This is a genomic window from Borreliella sinica (assembly GCF_033969665.2).
Lineage (GTDB): Bacteria > Spirochaetota > Spirochaetia > Borreliales > Borreliaceae > Borreliella > Borreliella sinica.
Genome location: NZ_CP135180.1, coordinates 91,440 through 111,931 on the forward strand (window position 1 = coordinate 91,440; position 20,492 = coordinate 111,931).

At 27.0% G+C, this 20,492-nt stretch carries 20 protein-coding genes, 1 tRNA gene and 1 pseudogene; 17 read left to right on the forward strand and 5 right to left on the reverse strand.

Annotated features, from left to right (window positions below; translation table 11 throughout):
• Nucleotides 1-25 precede the first annotated feature (25 nt).
• The 8 genes and pseudogenes from QIA41_RS00385 (at nucleotide 26) to QIA41_RS00420 (ending at nucleotide 7,989) form a co-directional block, all read left to right on the forward strand.
• Nucleotides 26-895, forward strand: coding sequence for a divergent polysaccharide deacetylase family protein (locus QIA41_RS00385; RefSeq protein ID WP_320292096.1), 870 nt, complete (start codon nucleotides 26-28; stop codon nucleotides 893-895).
• Nucleotides 892-1,933 (forward strand): annotated as a pseudogene (gene tsaD / locus QIA41_RS00390) (tRNA (adenosine(37)-N6)-threonylcarbamoyltransferase complex transferase subunit TsaD). Before QIA41_RS00385 ends, tsaD begins: the two are co-directional and overlap by 4 nt.
• Nucleotides 1,908-2,702, forward strand: a complete 795-nt coding sequence (locus QIA41_RS00395; RefSeq protein ID WP_320292097.1) for a PfkB family carbohydrate kinase — start codon at nucleotides 1,908-1,910, stop codon at nucleotides 2,700-2,702. Before tsaD ends, QIA41_RS00395 begins: the two are co-directional and overlap by 26 nt.
• Before the next feature lie 147 nt (nucleotides 2,703-2,849).
• Complete coding sequence (murG, locus tag QIA41_RS00400) at nucleotides 2,850-3,944, forward strand: undecaprenyldiphospho-muramoylpentapeptide beta-N-acetylglucosaminyltransferase (RefSeq protein WP_320292098.1); 1,095 nt, start codon at nucleotides 2,850-2,852, stop codon at nucleotides 3,942-3,944.
• Complete coding sequence (locus QIA41_RS00405; RefSeq protein ID WP_320292099.1) at nucleotides 3,938-4,426, forward strand: CvpA family protein; 489 nt, start codon at nucleotides 3,938-3,940, stop codon at nucleotides 4,424-4,426. The genes murG and QIA41_RS00405 overlap by 7 nt, the downstream gene beginning before the upstream one ends.
• A gap of 10 nt (nucleotides 4,427-4,436) precedes the next feature.
• Nucleotides 4,437-5,483, forward strand: a complete 1,047-nt coding sequence (locus tag QIA41_RS00410; RefSeq protein WP_320292100.1) for a hypothetical protein — start codon at nucleotides 4,437-4,439, stop codon at nucleotides 5,481-5,483.
• The gene (locus tag QIA41_RS00415) at nucleotides 5,480-6,628 is read left to right on the forward strand and encodes a two-component system sensor histidine kinase NtrB (RefSeq protein WP_320292101.1); all 1,149 of its coding nucleotides are present in this window, start codon (nucleotides 5,480-5,482) and stop codon (nucleotides 6,626-6,628) included. The genes QIA41_RS00410 and QIA41_RS00415 overlap by 4 nt, the downstream gene beginning before the upstream one ends.
• A 2-nt stretch (nucleotides 6,629-6,630) precedes the next feature.
• Nucleotides 6,631-7,989 carry a sigma-54-dependent transcriptional regulator gene (locus QIA41_RS00420; protein ID WP_320292102.1) on the forward strand — a complete coding sequence of 453 codons (1,359 nt, stop codon included), beginning with the start codon at nucleotides 6,631-6,633 and terminating at the stop codon, nucleotides 7,987-7,989.
• A gap of 244 nt (nucleotides 7,990-8,233) precedes the next feature.
• Here the strand turns inward: QIA41_RS00420 and QIA41_RS00425 are convergent, their stop codons facing one another.
• Complete coding sequence (locus QIA41_RS00425) at nucleotides 8,234-9,121, reverse strand: LysM peptidoglycan-binding domain-containing M23 family metallopeptidase (protein ID WP_320292103.1); 888 nt, start codon at nucleotides 9,119-9,121, stop codon at nucleotides 8,234-8,236.
• 109 nt (nucleotides 9,122-9,230) lie between these two features.
• On the opposite strand from QIA41_RS00425, the gene QIA41_RS00430 reads away from it, so the two are divergent.
• Together QIA41_RS00430 and QIA41_RS00435 are read left to right on the forward strand one after the other, a co-directional pair.
• The gene (locus QIA41_RS00430; RefSeq protein ID WP_320292104.1) at nucleotides 9,231-9,560 is read left to right on the forward strand and encodes a nucleoside triphosphate pyrophosphohydrolase family protein; all 330 of its coding nucleotides are present in this window, start codon (nucleotides 9,231-9,233) and stop codon (nucleotides 9,558-9,560) included.
• Between the two features lie 39 nt (nucleotides 9,561-9,599).
• The gene (locus tag QIA41_RS00435; protein ID WP_320292105.1) at nucleotides 9,600-10,451 is read left to right on the forward strand and encodes a DUF368 domain-containing protein; all 852 of its coding nucleotides are present in this window, start codon (nucleotides 9,600-9,602) and stop codon (nucleotides 10,449-10,451) included.
• 15 nt (nucleotides 10,452-10,466) lie between these two features.
• On the opposite strand, the gene QIA41_RS00440 is transcribed toward QIA41_RS00435, so the two are convergent.
• The 3 genes from QIA41_RS00440 to QIA41_RS00450 all read right to left on the reverse strand — a co-directional run bounded on the left by QIA41_RS00440 (nucleotide 10,467) and on the right by QIA41_RS00450 (nucleotide 11,918).
• Nucleotides 10,467-10,550 (reverse strand) — tRNA-Leu (locus tag QIA41_RS00440).
• A 65-nt stretch (nucleotides 10,551-10,615) separates the two neighbouring features.
• Nucleotides 10,616-11,290, reverse strand: coding sequence for a hypothetical protein (locus QIA41_RS00445; RefSeq protein ID WP_320292782.1), 675 nt, complete (start codon nucleotides 11,288-11,290; stop codon nucleotides 10,616-10,618).
• A gap of 31 nt (nucleotides 11,291-11,321) precedes the next feature.
• Nucleotides 11,322-11,918: an ATP-dependent Clp protease proteolytic subunit gene (locus tag QIA41_RS00450; protein WP_320292106.1), complete on the reverse strand. Its 597-nt coding sequence runs from the start codon at nucleotides 11,916-11,918 to the stop codon at nucleotides 11,322-11,324.
• Nucleotides 11,919-12,117: 199 nt separating this feature from the next.
• Here QIA41_RS00450 and QIA41_RS00455 point away from each other — a divergent pair, with 199 nt between their 5' ends.
• The 6 genes from QIA41_RS00455 to QIA41_RS00480 all read left to right on the forward strand — a co-directional run bounded on the left by QIA41_RS00455 (nucleotide 12,118) and on the right by QIA41_RS00480 (nucleotide 18,549).
• The gene (locus QIA41_RS00455) at nucleotides 12,118-13,185 is read left to right on the forward strand and encodes an NAD(P)/FAD-dependent oxidoreductase (RefSeq protein WP_320292107.1); all 1,068 of its coding nucleotides are present in this window, start codon (nucleotides 12,118-12,120) and stop codon (nucleotides 13,183-13,185) included.
• Nucleotides 13,186-13,374: 189 nt separating this feature from the next.
• The gene (locus tag QIA41_RS00460; RefSeq protein WP_320292108.1) at nucleotides 13,375-14,334 is read left to right on the forward strand and encodes a ribonuclease Z; all 960 of its coding nucleotides are present in this window, start codon (nucleotides 13,375-13,377) and stop codon (nucleotides 14,332-14,334) included.
• 11 nt (nucleotides 14,335-14,345) lie between these two features.
• Entirely contained in the window at nucleotides 14,346-15,275 is a 930-nt protein-coding gene (locus QIA41_RS00465) for an ABC transporter ATP-binding protein (RefSeq protein WP_320292109.1), read from the forward strand.
• Nucleotides 15,272-16,006: an ABC transporter permease gene (locus QIA41_RS00470; protein ID WP_320292110.1), complete on the forward strand. Its 735-nt coding sequence runs from the start codon at nucleotides 15,272-15,274 to the stop codon at nucleotides 16,004-16,006. The genes QIA41_RS00465 and QIA41_RS00470 overlap by 4 nt, the downstream gene beginning before the upstream one ends.
• A gap of 4 nt (nucleotides 16,007-16,010) precedes the next feature.
• On the forward strand, nucleotides 16,011-17,519 hold the full coding sequence (locus QIA41_RS00475; protein ID WP_320292111.1) for a GldG family protein: 1,509 nt from the start codon (nucleotides 16,011-16,013) through the stop codon (nucleotides 17,517-17,519).
• 16 nt (nucleotides 17,520-17,535) lie between these two features.
• Complete coding sequence (locus QIA41_RS00480; RefSeq protein ID WP_320292112.1) at nucleotides 17,536-18,549, forward strand: DUF4340 domain-containing protein; 1,014 nt, start codon at nucleotides 17,536-17,538, stop codon at nucleotides 18,547-18,549.
• Between the two features lie 255 nt (nucleotides 18,550-18,804).
• Here the strand turns inward: QIA41_RS00480 and QIA41_RS00485 are convergent, their stop codons facing one another.
• Nucleotides 18,805-19,932, reverse strand: coding sequence for a hypothetical protein (locus tag QIA41_RS00485; protein ID WP_320292113.1), 1,128 nt, complete (start codon nucleotides 19,930-19,932; stop codon nucleotides 18,805-18,807).
• A 97-nt stretch (nucleotides 19,933-20,029) separates the two neighbouring features.
• Between QIA41_RS00485 and QIA41_RS00490 the strand changes: the two genes are divergently transcribed.
• Entirely contained in the window at nucleotides 20,030-20,488 is a 459-nt protein-coding gene (locus tag QIA41_RS00490; protein ID WP_320292114.1) for a septum formation initiator family protein, read from the forward strand.
• Nucleotides 20,489-20,492 lie beyond the last annotated feature (4 nt).

Below are 20,492 nucleotides of genomic sequence, written 5' to 3' on the forward strand. Positions count from 1 at the left end.
TCTACTTGTAAGTCAGTGGTCATGAATGTTTATATTTTATATTAAGAAGAATAAGTTTATTATTGTAATTTTTATTGTCATATTCATTGTTATTGCAACAATTCAAGCATTTACAAGTTTTTTCTATTTTGAAAACAATTTAAAAGTTGCAGATGGGCCACTTAAAACTAGATTTCAAAAAATACAAAAAGACAGTTTATTAACAGAAAATAACAAAGCTAAAATTAAGCCTAAGTTTTATTTAATCATAGACGACGTGGGTTATGATGAATTTATGTTGGATCAATTTATAAAACTTAATCTTGAAATAAATTATGCCATTATTCCGTTCTTGCCAAAATCAATGAGATTATATAAAAACCTAAAAAATAACAACAAAAAAGTAATAATACATTTCCCAATGCAATCAAAACATAGAAATTCAATAGAAAAATTTCATATAAATATAAAAGACAGCAAAGAAGAAATACACAAAAAAATCGAACAAGCATTTGAAAAGTATCCTGATGCAAAAATAATGAATAACCATATGGGTAGTTTAATTACTTCAAATAAAGATTTAATGAAAATAATTTTGACAAAGCTTAAAGAGATTGACAGATATTTTTTCGACAGCGTAACTATTGCTGGAAGCGTACCAGAAACAATAGGCAAAGAAATTGGAATTACAGTGGAAAAAAGAGACATATTCCTTGATAGCAAAGATACAGAAGAATCTGTAATCAAGGAGCTTGAAAAAGCAAAAAATATTGCCAGAAAACATGGGATAGTAAAAGTAATCGGACACATTTGGTCTAAAAACACACTAAAGGTCTTAAAAAAAGAAGAATCTGGTTTAAATCGAGAATTCGAATTTGACAACCTGCTAAATCTTTACGAGAAAACAATCAGATGAAAGTGCTTGGAATAGAAACTTCTTGTGACGACTGCTGCGCAGCTGTAGTAGAAAACGGCATTCGTATTTTAAGCAATATAAAATTAAATCAAAAAGAACATAAAAAATATTGCGGTGTAGTACCTGAAATTGCCTCAAGGCTTCATACTGAGACTATTATGTCTGTTTGTATACAAGCACTAAAAAAGGCAAATACTAAAATATCTGAAATTGACCTAATAACTGTAACATCTAGACCTGGACTTATTGGATCTTTAATAGTTGGATTAAACTTTGCCAAAGGGCTAGCAATTTCATTAAAAAAACCTATTATTTGCATCGACCACATCTTGGGCCATCTTTATGCTCCTTTAATGCACTCAAAAATAGAATATCCATTTATATCATTATTATTAAGCGGCGGACATACACTGATTGCTAAACAAAAAAATTTCGATGATGTTGAAATACTTGGTAAAACTTTAGATGATTCTTGTGGAGAAGCCTTTGACAAAGTAGCGAAACATTATGACATGGGGTTTCCCGGAGGTCCAAACATCGAACAAATATCTAAAAATGGGGATGAAAATACATTTAAATTTCCAGTTACCACTTTTAGAAAAAAAGAAAACTGGTATGATTTTTCATACTCTGGGCTAAAGACAGCTTGCATACACCAACTCGAAAAATTCAAAAACAAAGATAATCCAACAACAAAAAATAATATAGCTGCAAGCTTCCAAAAAGCTGCCTTTGAACATTTAATTATCCCAGTAAAAAGAGCATTAAAAGATACTCAAATTGACAAATTAGTAATAGCAGGTGGTGTTGCTAGCAATTTGTACTTAAGAGAAAAAATAAATAAACTTAAAATACAAACTTACTACCCCCCTCTTGATCTTTGCACAGATAATGGAGCAATGATTGCGGGACTTGGATTTAATATGTATTTAAAATACGGAGAAAGTCCAATCGAAATTGATGCAAATTCAAGAATAGAGAATTATAAAAACCAATATAAGGGGAAAAAATAATGAAAAGAATTTTAGCAATGCATGATATTTCAAGCATGGGAAGAACGTCTCTTACAATATGCATACCAATAATATCTTCGTTTAATATGCAAGTGTGTCCTTTTGTAACAGCTGTCCTTTCTGCTTCCACGGCTTATAAAAAATTTGAAATAATAGATTTAACCGATCATTTAGAAAAATTTATCAAGACATGGAAAGAACAAGGTGAACATTTTGACATACTATATACAGGATTTCTGGGAAGCGAGACACAACAAATTACAATAGAAAAAATAATTGAATCGATAAAATTTGAAAAAATTGTGATTGATCCCGTATTTGCTGACAACGGAGAAATTTACCCGATATTCGATAACAAAATAATTAGTGGATTTAGAAAAATCATAAAACATGCAAACATAATAACACCTAATATCACAGAGCTTGAAATGTTAAGCAAGAGATCGCAGCTTAATAACAAAGATGATATTATAAAAGCAATATTGGATCTTGACACAAAAGGCATAGTAGTTGTTACAAGCGTCAATAAAGGAGATCTTTTGGGAAACATCTGCTACAATCCTAAAAGTAAAGAATACTCAGAGTTTTTCTTAGAAAGATTAGAACAAAATTTCAGTGGTACAGGGGATTTATTTACTAGCTTGCTTATAGGATACTTGGAAAAATTCGAAATGGAACAGGCCTTAGAAAAAACAACAAAGGCTATTCACTTAATAATAAAAGATTCAATTAAAGAAAATGCTTTAAAAAAGGAAGGGGTTAGAATCGAAAATTTCTTAAAAAATACATTTTAAATTTTAATTTCATTAAATTTAATTTTAAAGATTGAGTAAATTTTTAGTACAAAAAAATATTTGCATTGCAATATATTATTAAAGTAAAATGTACAAAAAATCTATTACAAAGCAAGGGCTTTATTGCTTTTATGAGTAAACAAATATATGTCAAATAAAAAAATAATATTTTTTACAGGGGGGGGAACTGGAGGGCACGTATTTCCAGGAATATCCATAATACAAAAATTAAAAGAATTTGACAATGAAATTGAATTTTTCTGGATAGGCAAAAAAAATTCTATAGAAGAAACGTTGATAAAAGAACAAAATAATATTAAATTCATTTCAATTCCATGCGGAAAACTACGACGCTATTTTTCTTTTCAAAACTTTACTGACTTTTTTAAAGTAATACTTGGAATAATAAAAAGTTTTTACGTTTTAAAAAAATATAAACCTCAGGTTATCTATGCAACTGGAGGATTTGTATCAACTCCCACAATTATTGCATCTAGTTTGCTAAACATAAAAAGGATAACCCATGAAATGGATCTAGATCCTGGACTTGCAACAAAAATTAACTCTAAATTCGCAAATAAAATATGCATAAGCTTCAAAGAAAGCGAAAAATACTTTAAAAACCATAAAAACATTATTTACACAGGATCTCCTATAAGAAAAGAATTTTTAATTCCAAGTCCCAAAATCATTAAACAACTAACTCAAAACACTAAAAAACCAATCGTTAGCATACTTGGGGGATCTCTTGGAGCTAATGCTTTAAATAATCTTGCACTGTGTATTAAAAAGGATTCTGAAATCTACTTTATTCATCAATCAGGAAAAAACTTAAATGACCTAAGAGAAGATAATTATCTGAGAAGACAATTCTTTAACGCAGAAGAAATGGCAAGCATAGTTAAATTTTCCGATATAATAATAAGCAGAGCTGGGGCTGGAGCAATCAAGGAATTTGCAAACGCTTGCGCATGTGTAATTTTGATTCCATTTAAAAAAGGCTCTAGAGGGGATCAAATTAAAAATGCAAAATTACTTAAAAATCAAAATGCTTGCATTTATATAGATGAAGATGAGGTTTTAAATACAAATATTTTGAAAATTATAAAAGAAACTTTAAAAGATGAAGAAAAAATTAAATCTCTTAAAACAAATATAGAAAAATTCAATAATAAGCATTCTTCAACTTTAATAGCCAAATTATTAATAAAAGATATTAAGGAGATAAAATCTAGATGCTAGTAAACGATCCTGTAAAAATAACCGGAATAGTTGACATATTAATAATAATAATTTTTACATCTTTAGGATTTAGGGGATTTTTAAGAGGATTTATTAAAGAAATTGGTGGATTTGCAGAGGTTTTTGTATTAATATTCCTGCTTTACAAAAAAACCGAAGAGTTTAGAAGATTGGTCGAACCTATTATTGAACTATCCTACATTCAGGCACTACTTGTGTTTTTTCTACTAATACATATAGGATTTTTAATCCTACAATCCCTAATAGAATCAATAATAAGCCAACTTAAATTATTATTCTTCAATAGAATACTAGGCTTAGCACTTGGTTTACTTGAAGCTTTTGGAATAATTGCAATAGTAGTTTACATAATACATTCACAACAAATATTTAAGCCTGAATATTTCCTTAAAGAAAGCAAACTCCTTGACTATTTAAACCCTGGAATAAACTATCTCTTTAAAATATCAAAAACAAAATAAGAAGCTAGTAATGACAATACTTCCAAAAATTGCCAAAGGCATAATAAACGAATATGATCAAAAAATATTACCAAATGCAATTCTTTTACTAGGAGAAAAGTTTACATCAAAAAAAATCAGCGCAATCGAGCTTGCAAAAAAAATATTAAACGAAAAAAACTTAACAAACCCCAATTTACTCATTTTTTCAAATCTCGATACAATAGAAGCAAAAGCGCATCTTTCTACAAATTCATCTAAAATAGCAAATAAATACTTAGAATATATTAAAACTGTAATTTTTACCAAATGCTACTTTAGTAATGAAAAAAATTTGAAAAAAATAGAGAAAAATATTAAGTATATTAATTCTGTTTATTATGAAAAAGAATTCAATACCAACATAAAAGATGCACTTATAAAAAATATAGAAAACATAAACAAAGAACTAAATCATAACATTACTGTTCACGATGTAAAAAAAATTCAAACTTGGGTTTTTTCCGAAAAAGAAAAACCAAAAGTAATATACATAAACGAAATCGAAAATTTATCATTTAATGTACATAATTCACTTTTAAAAATACTAGAAGAGCCTCCTTCAAATATTTACTTTATCTTGGCAGCAAGAAATAAAAACAAAATACCAAAAACAATACTTTCAAGACTTAGGGTCTATAATTTCACAAAACCAGCAAGAATATTAGAAATTCAAAAATTTAAAGAAAGCTTTCTAATAGACAAAGATATAACAATTGCAGAGTATTTCGACTCATTTTATAAAGAAGACAGCAAAAAAATAAAAAAAGAACTAACAAAAATTTTAAACATAATAAAAGAAAAAAAATCCATCTTTAATCTTGAAGAAATCGAATTTATAAAAGATGATCAAAGCTTTAAAACATTTTTAAACGAACTTACAATTAACATTAGAAAAGATTTTTTAGAAAACAAAATAAATATTAATCAATATCTCAAATACACAGAACATTTGAAAAATATTTACAAATATCGCCCCTATAATCAAAACAAAAAATTAATAATAGAAAACTTGATGCTAAATTACGAAGAGATATGAATAACTTTTTTAAAAAAGCCTTAACAAAGCTAAACAAATTATCTAACGAACAAAAAACTAAATTTATTGAACAAATTTACAAAAAAATAGAAATATATGACGGAATATTCGCATCAATTAACGAAGGAATCATTGTGCTTGACAAACAAAACAACATAATCTATTCAAACAAGATTTTATACCAAATTTTAGCTTTAACATCTAAATCAAAAATAGAAATTCTTGATGATATTCAAATTCCGATCTTAATAAATTTAATAAAAGAACTAGTTAGAACAGAAGATAAAATAATAGGATTAGAAGTTCCAATTTCTAATAGCATATATATTAAAATTTCATTTATGCCTTATGTAAAAGAAAGAAAACTTGAAGGCAACATTATTTTAATAGAAGACATTAAAGAAAAAAAGAAGCAAGAAGAACTGTTTAGAAGGATTGAGGCTTTAGCTTCTTTTACAAGACATGCAAGAAATATTGCTCATGAAATCAAAAACCCACTTGGAGCAATCGATATAAATTTACAACTGTTAAAAAAGGAAATTAAAAAACAAAAAATAAAAAATGGCAAAGCTGAAAATTATTTTAAAGTAATAAAAGAAGAAATAAACAGAGTAGATAAGATAGTAACAGAATTTTTATTAACTGTAAGGCCAATAAAAATTAACTTACAAGAAAAAGACATCACACAAGTAATAAACAGTGTATGTGAATTGTTAAATCCTGAATTAGAAAATAAAAACATAAAACTTTTGTTTAATTTAAACAAAATAAGCAATATCCTCATTGATGAGAAATTATTAAAACAAGTTATCATAAATATTGTTAAAAATGCAGAAGAGGCATTGTTTGAAACAGAAAAAGAAATTAAAAAAATAGAAATTTTTCTCTTTGAAAAAGACAATAAAATATATATCAACATAAAAGATAATGGAAATGGAATAAAAGACGAAGTAAAAGAGGAAATATTTAAACCTCAATTTAGCACAAAAGAAAAAGGAAGTGGAATAGGCCTTACTATTTCTTATAAAATAATAAAAGAGCTTGGGGGTGAAATCTTTGTAGAAAGCAAAGAGAACATAGGGACTATTTTTACAATTACACTTCCTAAACTAAATAAAAAAAATATTTTAATTGAGGGGTATTGAAAATGAGCAAAATACTTGTAGCTGATGATGAAAAGAACATTAGAGAAGGAATTGCTACTTATCTTGAGGATGAAGGATATTTTGTCTTCACTGCTAGCGATGGAGAAGAAGCCCTTGAAACAATTGAAAATGAAAATCTTGATGTAATAATATCTGACCTGAGAATGCCTCATATATCTGGGGAAAAATTGCTCAAAATAGTTAAAGAAAAAAACTTAAAAATACCATTTATTATTTTAACGGCCCATGGAACAGTTGATTCTGCTGTAGATGCCATGAGAGAAGGGGCTTACGATTTTTTAACAAAACCCTTAGACCTTGAAAGACTCTTGCTAATAATAAAAAGATCATTAAATAAAAAGGAAAATGATGATCATGCAAATATCAATTTAGAAAATATACTCATAAGAAAAGATTTAAAATACTATGAAAAAATTGTGGGAAAGTCTCTATTAATGCAAAAAATTTTTGAACTTGTAATAAAAATAGCAAAATCAAATGCATCTGTTCTTATAACGGGCGAAAGCGGTGTTGGTAAAGAAATAATAGCCGATGCTATTTTTGATCTTTCAAATAGAAATGACAAGCCATTTATAAAAGTAAATTGCGCTGCACTTTCTGAAAGCATCCTTGAAAGCGAACTTTTCGGTCATGAAAAAGGAGCATTCACAGGTGCAATTTCTCAAAAAAAAGGCAGATTTGAACTTGCAAACAAAGGTACAATTTTTCTTGACGAGATAGCAGAAATTTCACCCGAAATTCAAGTTAAACTTTTAAGGGTACTACAAAACAAAACCTTTGAACGTGTTGGAGGAGAAACTACAATTAAAGTCGACATTAGGCTTCTGGCCGCAACAAATAAAAACATTGAAGGGGAAATTAAAAAGGAAAAATTTAGAGAAGATTTATTTTATAGATTAAATATCATTAATATAAACATACCACCTTTAAGAGAGAGAAAAGATGATATTTCTCATTTAACAAACATACTAATAAAAGACGTCGCAAAAGAAAACCATAGAAAAGAAAAAACTATTTCTAATGATGCAATGAAAGCTCTTTATTATTACGATTGGCCAGGAAATATTAGAGAATTAAAAAATGTACTTGAAAGTGCATTAATACTATCCAAAGGCAAGCAAATAACCAAAGAAGATTTACCTGCAAAAATCAAAAATAATGAAAATTTTACATTTAAAATAACACTGCCAATAGGAATTAGCCTAAAAGAAGCTGAAAAAGAAATAATAAAACAAACGCTTTTTCATTCAAAAAACAACAAAAGCAAATGTGCTGAAATATTAAAAATAGGAAGAAAAACTTTACATAATAAAATAATAGAATATCGAATTGATCAATAAGATTTATTTTAAATTATTAAATAATAATCGTTATAAAATAATAACATGGCTTTAAATCAACTGTATAATTTTGAAACCAAAAAATTTTTTAATGTTAATAATTATATTAAAATGAAACACTTTCTTTTAAAATCTCTGATGCAAAAGTGTAAAAATATTTTCATTAAACAACTAATTATATGCTATTATTTATTAATAATCAATACAATTTAATAATATTGCATTTAGCTAACTGAAGTTAGCTTTACTTTAAAAGCTCTAAAGGATTAATGGGAATATTTTTTTTTAATATTTCAAAGTGCAAATGAGGCCCTGTTGAACGCCCAGTTTGCCCCACCCTTCCAAGAAATTCACCCGATTTAACCAAATCTCCTACCCTTACAGAATATGAATTTAAATGTCCATAAAGTGATTTGATATTATTTTTGTGGCCAACTACAACAAAATTACCATAAAGATCGTTGTATCCAGCTTCAATAATTATTCCAGAAGAAGAAGAATATACTTCCGTATTCATCGGAGCTGCAAGATCTATTCCTGTATGAAAACTTTTATTACCAGTAAAAGGATCATTTCTAAACCCAAAATCAGAACTAACAATAAATTTTTTTAAAGGAAAAACAAAGTTGGAATTTAAAAAAAAGAGCAACTCTGTATTTGAAAAAATTCCAAAATCTGGATTCTTGACAAAATCAAAAAAATAAAACTCATAAACTCTATCATTCCTTTTAATTTTTACTTTTTCAGCTTTAGTAAGATCCCTTGTTGCTAAAAGCAAATTATTAAATCTATAATCTTTACTATCAAAAACAAAAACTCCTTTTTTGCTGGGAATAATAATCTCTTGCCCAACACTTACAAAAGGAGAATCCAATAAATTAACAGTAGCAATACCGGACTGCCATCCATTTATTTTATTAGCAATTTTAAAAAAAGTATCCCCTTTTTTAACTTTATATAGATAAAAAAACAAAGGGATGTGCTGTTTTTTATTATATTTAAAAACTTTAATCTTAAGATCAGAATAAATAGGATCTTTTCTTGAAAAATTTTTTATTTCTGGATAAGAAAAAACGCAAAGAATTTTTAAAAAAAAGAAACCTATTCCAAATAACAAAAAAATCTTACTCATACTGCAAATTATTTCACGCTTAATTAATCAATATAATAAAAAATATGGAAAAAATAAATCATACTTGGACTTGTAAATATTAACAAACTGTAATAGACTATCTTTCAACATGGAACTAAACGAATACCAAAAAAAAGCAAAAAGAACTGCAAAGTATATAAATAAAAAAGAAGAATTAATTTTAACAACACTTGGCCTTGCTGGTGAAACTGGAGAAGTTGTTGAAAAAATAAAAAAATTAGGAAGAGACAAGAATTACATCATTGACGATGAATATTTAATATCAATTAAGAAAGAGCTAGGAGACGTTTTATGGTACTTGTCAAATTTAAGCAACAATTTGGGCATTACACTCGAAGATGTTGCTCTTACAAACCTAAAAAAAATACAAAAACGACATGAAAATGGGACAATAAATGGCGAAGGCGATGATAGATAAAGCATTTAAATTGAAAATACTTAAAGTTTAAAAATAAGAATGCTCAACATTTATATCAAGGGAATCTTACTTGGAATTGCAAACATAATCCCAGGAGTTTCTGGGGGAACGCTGGCTTTAATATTAAAAATCTATTATAAAATAATAAATTCTATTTCAGAAATCTTAAAGCTAACAGAAGTTAAAAAAAATTTAATGTTTTTAACTGTTTTGGCTGCAGGAATGTTAACTTCAATATTATTGATTGCAAAAATATTTAAAGCTTATGCCTTTGACAATGGAATAATAGAAGCACTGCTAATAATATTCTTCATGGGATTAACATTTGGGAATATGTTAACACTAAAAAAAGAAATATCTGGGAAAGGAGCAAATAATACAAAAATATTAAAACATTTGTTGTTTTTTATTGGCATGTCTATTATCGTGCTTTTCTTAATAATCAAAGAATCTAATATGCAATTGCAAAATATAATACCTGAGAACAAAAACTCAATAAAATATTACTCATTATTAATATTCTCTGGGACAATAAGTGGAGCATCAATGATATTGCCGGGAATCTCTGGATCTGCAATGCTTTTGCTACTTGGTTTTTATAAAGAAATAATACTCATTATATCTGAATTTAACATTATTCTTATTACAATATTTAGTATTGCTGTAACAATAGGAATTATTACAGCAATACTAATAATAAAGAAAATAATAGATAATCACCTAAATAATTTTATTTATTTATCAAGAGGCCTAATTTTTGGATCAATTCTACAAATGATATTAATCCTATTAAAATTAAATTTTAAAGACAATTTAATATCCTTTGCATCTTTAGGAGCATCATTTATACTGGGAATGTTTATAAACAAAAAAATAGCTGAAAAACACTAATAAAAGATTTTAAAATACCGAAGACCGGACTTGAACCGGTACGGAGCTTCCTCCTCAGGATTTTAAGTCCTGTGTGTCTACCACTTCCACCACTTCGGCATAGAATAATATAATAAATAATAATATATTACGATGTCAAGTTAACTAAAAAATAAATCCAAAAATCAATTGATAACTATTTTTTGGGGAAAATTCTCAATAATATAATTGCTATGCAAATAATCCATAATTACAAACATAAATGAACACAAAGAAACTCTAGCAAAAAAATTAGAAAACACTTTAAAATCAATTTTATTTGTCAACATTGAAATCTCACTTGAATCATTTATTAAGCTAAAAAATTTATTTTTAATTAATAAATCAAAAATAATAAATTCAGATTCATCTAAAATAAACATTAATTTATTCATTTGGGCTTTTAAATATGAAATTTGATCATTAATTTGCAAACTAGTAAAATTGTTAATAAAATCATTGCTTAAATTATAAATAACAATACCATAGCGATTATCTTTAAATGTAAAATCAACAAGCAATCCTAATTTTAAATCGTCATAATCTTGCATTGCACTTAAAACTTTAATATTTATTTTACGCTTAGAAAGAATACTAATAGAAAGTCCTTTTCCTTGATCAATAAAATAAGCATTCTTAAAGGTTCCAAATAAAACTCTATTATTAATTAAATCGAGAACATTTTTATTCTCAAGATTCTTAATAATTATTAAATCAAAACTTTGATTGAGTATATTATAAGCAGAATCCAATAATTCTTGAGAAGAATAATCATTTAAATTAAAATTTGCAACCTTAAGCTCTAAAACAATAAAATCTATATCTACAAAATTGCAGGAAAAAAATAAACCGCTAAACAGAAATAAACTCTTCAAGTTGGCACTTTGTCTCAACAACTTCAAATACGAGTCCATACTTTTTTGCAGCACTACTGTCTAACCAAAAATCTCTATCGGTATCCTTTTCTATTTTAGAGATCTTTTGACCTGTTTCTTTTGAAATAATATTATTAAGCTCTTTTTTAACTTTATTTAGCTCATTAGCATAAATCTCAATATCTGTTGCAACTCCTTTAAATCCACTCAAAGGTTGATGCAATAAATACCTGGCAAAAGGCAATGAAAATCTATTTTCTAATTTTGCAGCCAAAAAAATTAAAGCGGCAGCGCTAGCAACAAGCCCTACTCCAACTGTAAAAACTTTAGGCTTAACAAATCGAATCATATTAAAAATAGCAAATCCAGCATCAATATCGCCTCCCTCAGAATCAATGTACACAAATATAGGCTTTTTAAAATCTAAAGCTTCTAGCAACAATATTTTTTCTTGAAAAAGCTTAGAAACATCCTTGGTAATCTCACCAGCAATCACTATTGATCTACTCTTTAAAGCTAATTTCAATGATTTATCATGTAAAATGAAATTATTATTGTCTTCTTCACCGGTCATAAAACATCCCTTATACAAAAACTAATGATATATTATAATTGAAAATAAAAGGTTTTTAAATGATAAGAAAGCATAAAACTTAAACAATTGCACCTAATTTATGAAAAGCAAAAAATTAATAGAACTTTAATCAAACCTCATTATAGCTAAAAAATACTCTAAATTTATATATAAGTAAAATCTTAAAAAGGGGGTCATAATGCACTATGAATTTGCAGTTATTGGAGGAGGAGTGGCAGGAAGCACTGTTACTTACGAATTACTTAAAAGAAATAAAAAAGTAATTCTTTTCGATGATGGGAATACAAAAGCAACAACAATAGCAGGTGGGCTTATTAATCCTATTATGGGCAGAAAAATGAACATTGCCTGGAAAGAATCTTATATTTTTGAATTTGCAAAAAATTACTATCAAGAAATTGAAAAAACCATTAAATCCAAATTTTTTATAGAAAAAAATATCTTTAGGCCCTTTACTACTGAAAATCAAAAAAATGAACTGATTGATAAACTTAAAAATGACAAAACCATGACAAACTTTATTTTGAAAATAAAAGATGGAAAAATTTGCAATTTTTCAAACGATTCTAACGGTGGAATGATAATAAAAGGCGCTAGAATTAATACAAAAATCTATATAAAAAATATTAAAAAATATTTAACCAAAAAAAAATCATACATAAACAAAAATATCGACGAAAATAAAATTCAACTCGGAGACAGTTTTTTCAAAATAGAAGATTTCAAATTTGAAAAATTAATATTTGCAAAAGGATATAAAGAAAAACTTAAAGGATTTTTTTCTTACCTACCATTTGAGCCTGCAAAAGGCGAAATCATTATATTAGAATGCAAAAAATTGAATTTTAAAGAAGTTTACAACAGACATGCATCTTTAATCCATCTAAAAGGAAATAAATTTTACCTTGGGGGCACTTACGAATGGAATACTTGGGACACGCTTGTAAATGAATGGGCAAAATTAGAATTATTGAAAAAATTTAAAAAAATAACAAATCTAAAATGTAAAGTCATTAATCAAAAAGCACACATAAGGCCTTCAACTCTCGACAGAGAACCTTTCTTGGGAGAACATCCCAAACATAAAAATATTTTCATATTAAATGGTTTTGGAACAAGAGGTATAGCAATGGCACCATACTTATCCAATTTATTAGTTAATAATATTGAAAAAATTGATAAAATTCCAAATCATTATAATATTAAAAGATATGCAAAATATTACAATATTTTGCATCATTCTTAAAATAAAAAATTTAAATCCACACTAACAAGCAATTACATCTCTTAATATTTCTAAATTCACAAAAAAATAATATAATATTTGAGTTAAACTAAAATAATTCTTATCCAAAGAGAAACTAAAAGTGAAACAAGATTTAACAAAGCAATTAAAATCAATTAACACTTTCAAAACAAACCAGGAGAATAATCTTTGGGATTCAACATTAATATTATAGGAACTGGAGGAACAAGACCACTCCACAATAGATATTTGTCATCTGTACTAATCGAGTATAATGGAGACAATTTTTTATTCGATTGTGGAGAAGGAACTCAAATGTCTTTAAGAAAACAAAAAATATCCTGGCAAAAAATAAAAATGATTTGTATTACACACTTACATGCCGATCACATTACCGGACTACTTGGAATAGTAATGCTAATGTCACAAAGTGGAGAAACAAGAAAAGAGCCGTTAATAATTGCTGGACCTGTTGGAATAAAAAATTATACAAAAACCAATATAGATATGCTCAAAATATATAAAAACTACGAAATAATTTTTAAAGAAATAATAATAGATAAAACCGAAAAAATAATATATGAGGATAAAACAAAAAAAATTGAATACACTAGACTAAAACATTCAATAGAATGCGTTGGATATTTATTTATAGAAAAAGATAAACCTGGTAAATTTAATACAGAAAAAGCAGAAGAATTAAACATTCCTAAAGGACCTATTAGAAAAAACTTGCAAGATGGAAAGGAAATACTGCTAAACGGAAAAATTATAAAGCCATCAGAAATACTTGGAAAATCTAAAAAAGGATTAAAAGTTGCGTACATTACAGATACTGGTTATTTTAAAGAGCTTATAAAACAAATCAAAAATTTTAACCTTGTAATAATTGAAAGCACATTTAAAAATGAACTCAAAAAGGAAGCAGATAAAAAACTTCATTTAACAGCTGGTGGAGCTGCAAATATTGTCAAGCAAGCAAACGTTTTACAAACAGGACTTATTCATTTTAGCGAAAGATATACATTAAGAAAAGATCTTGAAAACTTACTAAAGGAGGCAAAATTGGAATATCCAGATGGAGAAATTTTTTTAACAAAAGATGGAATGAGGCTTGAAGCAAACAAAAATAACTTTATTATTAGATAGGAGGGTGGTATATGATAAATGTAGAAAAAGTTACCAAAATGTATGGTTCATTTACAGCGCTATTTAATGTTAGCTTTAAAGTTAAGGAAGGCGAGGTGCTTGGCATACTTGGTCCAAACGGAGCTGGAAAGTCCACATTAATTAAAATCTTAACATCATTTCATTATCCAAACAAAGGTAATGTAAAAATTTTTGGAAAAGACATTGTAGAGCATTCAAAAGAAATACTACAACAAATAGGATATGTTCCTGAAAAACTAGCTCTTTATCCAGAACTTTCTGTTAAAGAATATTTAAAGTTCATATCAGAAATAAAGGGTGTTAAAAAAATAAAAAAAGAAATTGACAAAGTAGTTAGCATATTTAAACTAAAAGAAGTTGAAGACAAACTGATTTCTCAACTTTCAAAAGGATTTAAACAAAGAGTAGGAATAGCTGGTGCTTTAATAAACAATCCTAAACTTGTAATACTTGACGAACCAACAAATGGTCTTGATCCAAATCAAATAATTGAATTTAAAGAATTTTTAAGAGAACTTACAAAAGAAAGTACAATATTATTCTCTTCACACATACTAAGCGAAGTAGAATCTATTTGCAAAAGAATAATTATTGTCAACAACGGAGTAATTGTTGCTGATGACACAAAAGAAAATATTATTAAAAATAAGCTTAAAGAGATTGAAATAGAATTAATAGTTTTAAAAAAATCTGAAAATGAAGAAAAAATTTTCAATAGTAAAAACGATATTTTTACATTACTGCAACTCAAAGAACACGAAAAAGATTTAAACATTTCATTAAAACTATCTCAAGGCAAAACAGAAGAAGATCTCTTTAGCTACATAGTAAAAAATAATATAATATTAAAAGCAATGATCCCAAAACATGAAAGCCTTGAAAAGATATTTAGCAAATTAACCAAGGAGAGAGAAAAATGAAAATAGATTTAAAGCAATCTTTATCGCTTTCTAAAAAAGAACTAAAAATATTATTTGGAACTCCAACTGCATACGTTGTGATACTATTCTTTTTAATATTCATAAACTTTTCATTTATTTTTTTATCAGGATTTTTTATTAAAGATAATGCATCTCTTACCTCTTATTTTTCTTCAATGCCTATTATTTTGATGCTAGTACTGCCAGCACTTAGCATGGGAGTATTTTCAGAAGAACATAAAACAGGGAGTATTGAACTTCTTTATGCCCTACCACTAAGCCCTCAAGAGATAGTATTGGGTAAATTTATTACGCTTAAAATATTTACCCTAATACTATTCTCACTTACATTACCTCTTACAATAATGACAATCTTCATGGGCGAATTTGATCTTGGAATAATATTGCTTCAATATCTTGGAATAATTCTTTATTCTCTCTCAGTGCTAAGCATGGGGACATTTATTTCTTCTATTACAAAAAGCCAAATAGTATCTTACATAATAACCGTATTTACGCTAATATTAATACTATTTTCTGGAAAATTGGTTATGATCTTTGGAAAAGAAAACATAATAGGAGAAATGCTTAATTTTATTTCAATAACCAATCACTTTAGCTACTTTAATATGGGCATACTAAACCTATCAGACTTTATTTATTTTATTACGTTTACAATCACATTTTTAATACTAAGCACACACAGCATAACACTAAAAAAATGGAGATAAAATTATGAAAAATAAAGAAAATGAGGTTTTAAACCTAACTTTAAACCTTACAATAATCTTTTTGATTTTTTGCAATATATCTATTTTCATTTTTAAAATAGACTTTACAAAACATAAGGCTTTTACAATATCTCAAGTTACAAAAAATTTGTTTTCAAGTGCAAACGAAACAATATATATAACATATTACAACTCGGGCAGCCTTGAAAACTATTTTGCTTTCCCAAATCAAATAAAAAATTTTTTAATAAGTTTTTCTGATGCCTCAAAAGGTAAAGTAATTTATAAAGAAATTGATGCTGATAAAATTACAACACCTTTAGAACACATCGGTATTCCTTCTCAGCAAATCGACTTAAGAGACATTAATCAACTCTCAATACTCAAAATATACTCAGGAATTGAAATTATTTACGAAGGGAAAAGAGAAGTAATACCGGTTGTAACAGAAATAAGTAATCTAGAATATGACCTTGCAAATGGACTTGACAAGCTAATAAACAACACAAATAAAGTTTTGGGACTTGCATTTGGAGACAGCACTTTAAAAGAAGCACACAAAAATTTCTCCGAAATAATGCAAAAAGCATTTGGTATTGAAATAAAAGAAATAGATTTAAAAACTGAAAAATTAGAAGACATAAGAAAAGAAATAAATGGACTATTTATTATTGGTGCTAAAGAAATTGATGAGGAGACTGTAAAAAAAATTGATGATTTTATTATTAATGATGGAAAAATATTTGTTGCAACAAGCGCAATTGATTACAATCCTCAAAATCCATATGGCATAGCTCCTATTAAATCCAAACTATTTGATCTATTTGAAAGCTATGGTATAAAGTACAACAATAATATTATTCTAGATAAAAGAGCGCCCACAATCTTTTTAGGTGGCAATTTTCAAGCTTATTATCCATGGATCTTAATAGACAAAAGTAATATTGTAGAAAAAGACATGGTACTGCTTAAAAATTTTTATTCTGCTACAATTCCTTGGAGCAGTTCATTAGAGCTTGTAAAAAAAGAATCGGGAGAAGTAAAATTTTTACCCTTATTTGCTAGCTCCAATCAATCATGGCAAGTTAGAGAGCCTAATCTTTCAAACATATCTTTGAACGCATTTGAAGTTCCAACTAAATTCGAAGAAAATAAATTCAAAATACTAGGATACGCAATTGAAGGAAAGGTTAAAAGTCCTTACAAAGAACAATATTCTAAAAATTCTAAGATAATCCTAACAGGATCAAGCATGATATTTAGTGACTATATGTACAACGGTTCTCCATCAAATTTTGAACTATCAGGAAGAATTTCGGACTACTTAATGCAAAAGGAAGAATTTTTTAATATTAAGTCCAGAGAAGTAAGAGCTAAATTAAAATTTACAAGTGCTTCAAACGAAATGGTCAATGCAAAGTTTTCATTAATAATTGTTAACTTAATTATTCTTCCAGCAATAATATTGATATATGGACTTGTTAGATTTACTAGAAAAAGAAAAACAAACTAAGAATAAAGGAGTGTTTATGAAAAAACTAAAAATATTTTCAATCAATAAAGAAAAAATTAAAATATTGATAATAATAGTATTAACATCTACATTCTTATTGGGAATAATTTTTTCAAATGAAAATAGAGTAGCAAGGATCCTAGAAGAAAAATTTTTTGATTTTGACTTAAATTTAATTTCTAAAATTGAAACAGAGCTTGAAGGAACGTTAACAAAACTTGGTAAAGATTGGATGCTAACATACAATAAACAAAATATTCCAGTTGACAATAGAAAAGTTAATTCTCTAATCAAAGCATTAGATGAACTTCAAAAAAATAAACTTGTAAGCAGAGATCAAAAAAAACATAAAGAACTGGGAATTCAAGAAAACCCAAGCTTCAAGTTATTTGATAATAACAACAAACTATTAACAGAAATTTTTGTCGGAAAATCAGGAGAAGGCGATTCAAGATTGGCATACATTAAAGGTAGCGACGAAAATGTCTACTTAACAAAAAACATTTTTTTATCATATAAAGGGAACTCTTATAATACATTCTCAGATACTACATTATTTCAAGAAAAAAACACAAAATTAGAAAATTTATCATTCAAAGTAATAAGAAAATTAAATAAAGAAAATGAAAATAATATAAATAATAGCTATGAAATTACCACTAAAGATGGCCTTTATTTTTTAAATAACCAAAAAATGCAAAAAGAAAGGCCTTTAAATATTATTGCTGAATTTAAAGCTGATGGACTTGAAATTGATAAATCTAAAATAAATGACTACATGCTTCAATACAAGATTGAAGTCAAATGGAGTAACAAAAGCGTTAACAATATTGAAGTTTATTTTAATAAAAACGAAGAGAACGACAACGATATCTTGATAAAAAAAGACAAGGATGAACATTACTACATGACTAGCAAATGGACTTTTTTTGATGTATTTAACTTAGAAAAAAAGTTAACAGAAAAAGATAATATTTCTAGCAATGAGAATCAAGAAGATCTTCACAAGCATTATAACAATACAGACTAATTTTGATATGTATTGAAAAGAATAAAAAGAAAAACATATGAAAATGAATATAAACAAAATGTAACCATAACAAGAAACAACATCTTATCTTTTGATAAGATGTTGTTTCGCTTTACTGATAAGTTTTCTTTTAAATGAAAATTAACACATTAACAAAAGCAAAAAATTATCCACCTATTAAAATTTATTTAAAAATGAAAATTTTTATAGAAATTTTAATAGAAAAATAAAATAGAACTAAAAGAGATAGAATCTTTAACCCTTGGTAAGTAAAAATTTAACTTTTTTCAAAACTTCATATTCTTGCTTAATTTTAAAAATATTTCTATTAGGATTTAACTCAAGCTCACTTTCTACTCTATCAATGAAATTTATTAATACGTTTTTTTCATCATTATTTAGTACAACATTGTTTAAGGATTCTTCAGGATTAAATTTACTCACAACCTTTTCAACATCATTAAAATTAAAATGTGAAAAAGAATGATCTCCGGTTGCACTGTGAGAACTAGGCTTTTCACAATTGGCAATATCATTACTTTGGCTTTGGTTCGTTTCATTTTTCAAATTTTTCTCTCCATCATTAGAAAAGGATCCCTCAATAAATTGGGAATCTAAGTCCTCTTTTAAAATGCTTTCAAAGTCGTCAAATTCTTTTAACTCAAGTCCTTCAGTAGAGCTCTTAAGAATGGCAGAATTAACGCTATTCTCATGTCCAATGTTTTCACTATCAACAATTAAATCTAAATGTTGTTGTTTATTATTTAGCAAACTTTCTAATTTGCCATCACAATCGTTATCGCTGTTTGACTCAGCATTTTTTAAGGATACATCATCACTGCTAACATCAATACCTTCTTTTTCAACAAAATCATTAGAAAAATTATCAGCCACATGCGAATTACTAGTCAAATTAAAATCTTCATCTCTATTAAATTTAACTTCGTTCTGAATTCCATCACTTTCTTTTGAAACATAATTGATACCTTCAAGCAACGCATTTAATTCTTCTTGCCCAATAGAAATATTGGGCAAATTGTCTTCTTTTTTAGCAAATGAATCGTCAACCTCGAAAGACTTTTTTTCAAAATCTTTCGAATCAAAGGCAATAGAATCTCTTTGAACAAGCTTAAGTCCATGATCAAGCATTTCTTTTTCAACCCTTTCAACACGAAGCTCAACATCCTTTAAGCAATTAATAAGCTCCCCATGTCTTTCTTTTAATATGTTATCTAGTTTTAATAATTTTTCATCTAAAAAAAATTTAAGATTATCTGAATCTATAGAAGCAATATCAACAGAATCATTTCTTAAAAACACCTTTTCCATATCAAAATCAACTTCCTTGGGCCCTTCTTTGATAAAAAAAATACTTTTTTTCATGCCAAACTTGCTCTCCAAAACTACTAGCTATACTACAACCTAAATCAACTTTAACTACTTGTAAATATAATATATTAAGAATATAATTACAAGCTATATGACTATTTATAAGAAAATTGCAATATCTTTCTATTCGGGAATACTAAGCTACTTTATATTAGCTCCCATATTTGGAGAAAGAGGATTTGTTAATTATCAACAATTGGACAACAACCTAACATTAATAAAAAATAACATCGAAAAACTAAAAGAAATTCAAAAAGAATTAAAAGCAAGATATATTAATTTGCAGGTATCTAAATCCGAAATTCTAAAAGAAGCTAGCAAATTGGGCTACTACCCAAAAAACTCAACAGTAATAAAAACCAACAATAATAAAGATCAATATACCCAAGGACAAATATTAACTTTACAAAAACCCCTTTCCAAGAATCAAAATTTTTACTTTATATCAATAGTAATAGGTTTAATTTATTATTTTTTATCAAGTTGCATTATCCAAACCAAAAAATTTAAAAAAAGCGATAAACTTGCTTCCAATAGCTCTAAGGATTAGTTTT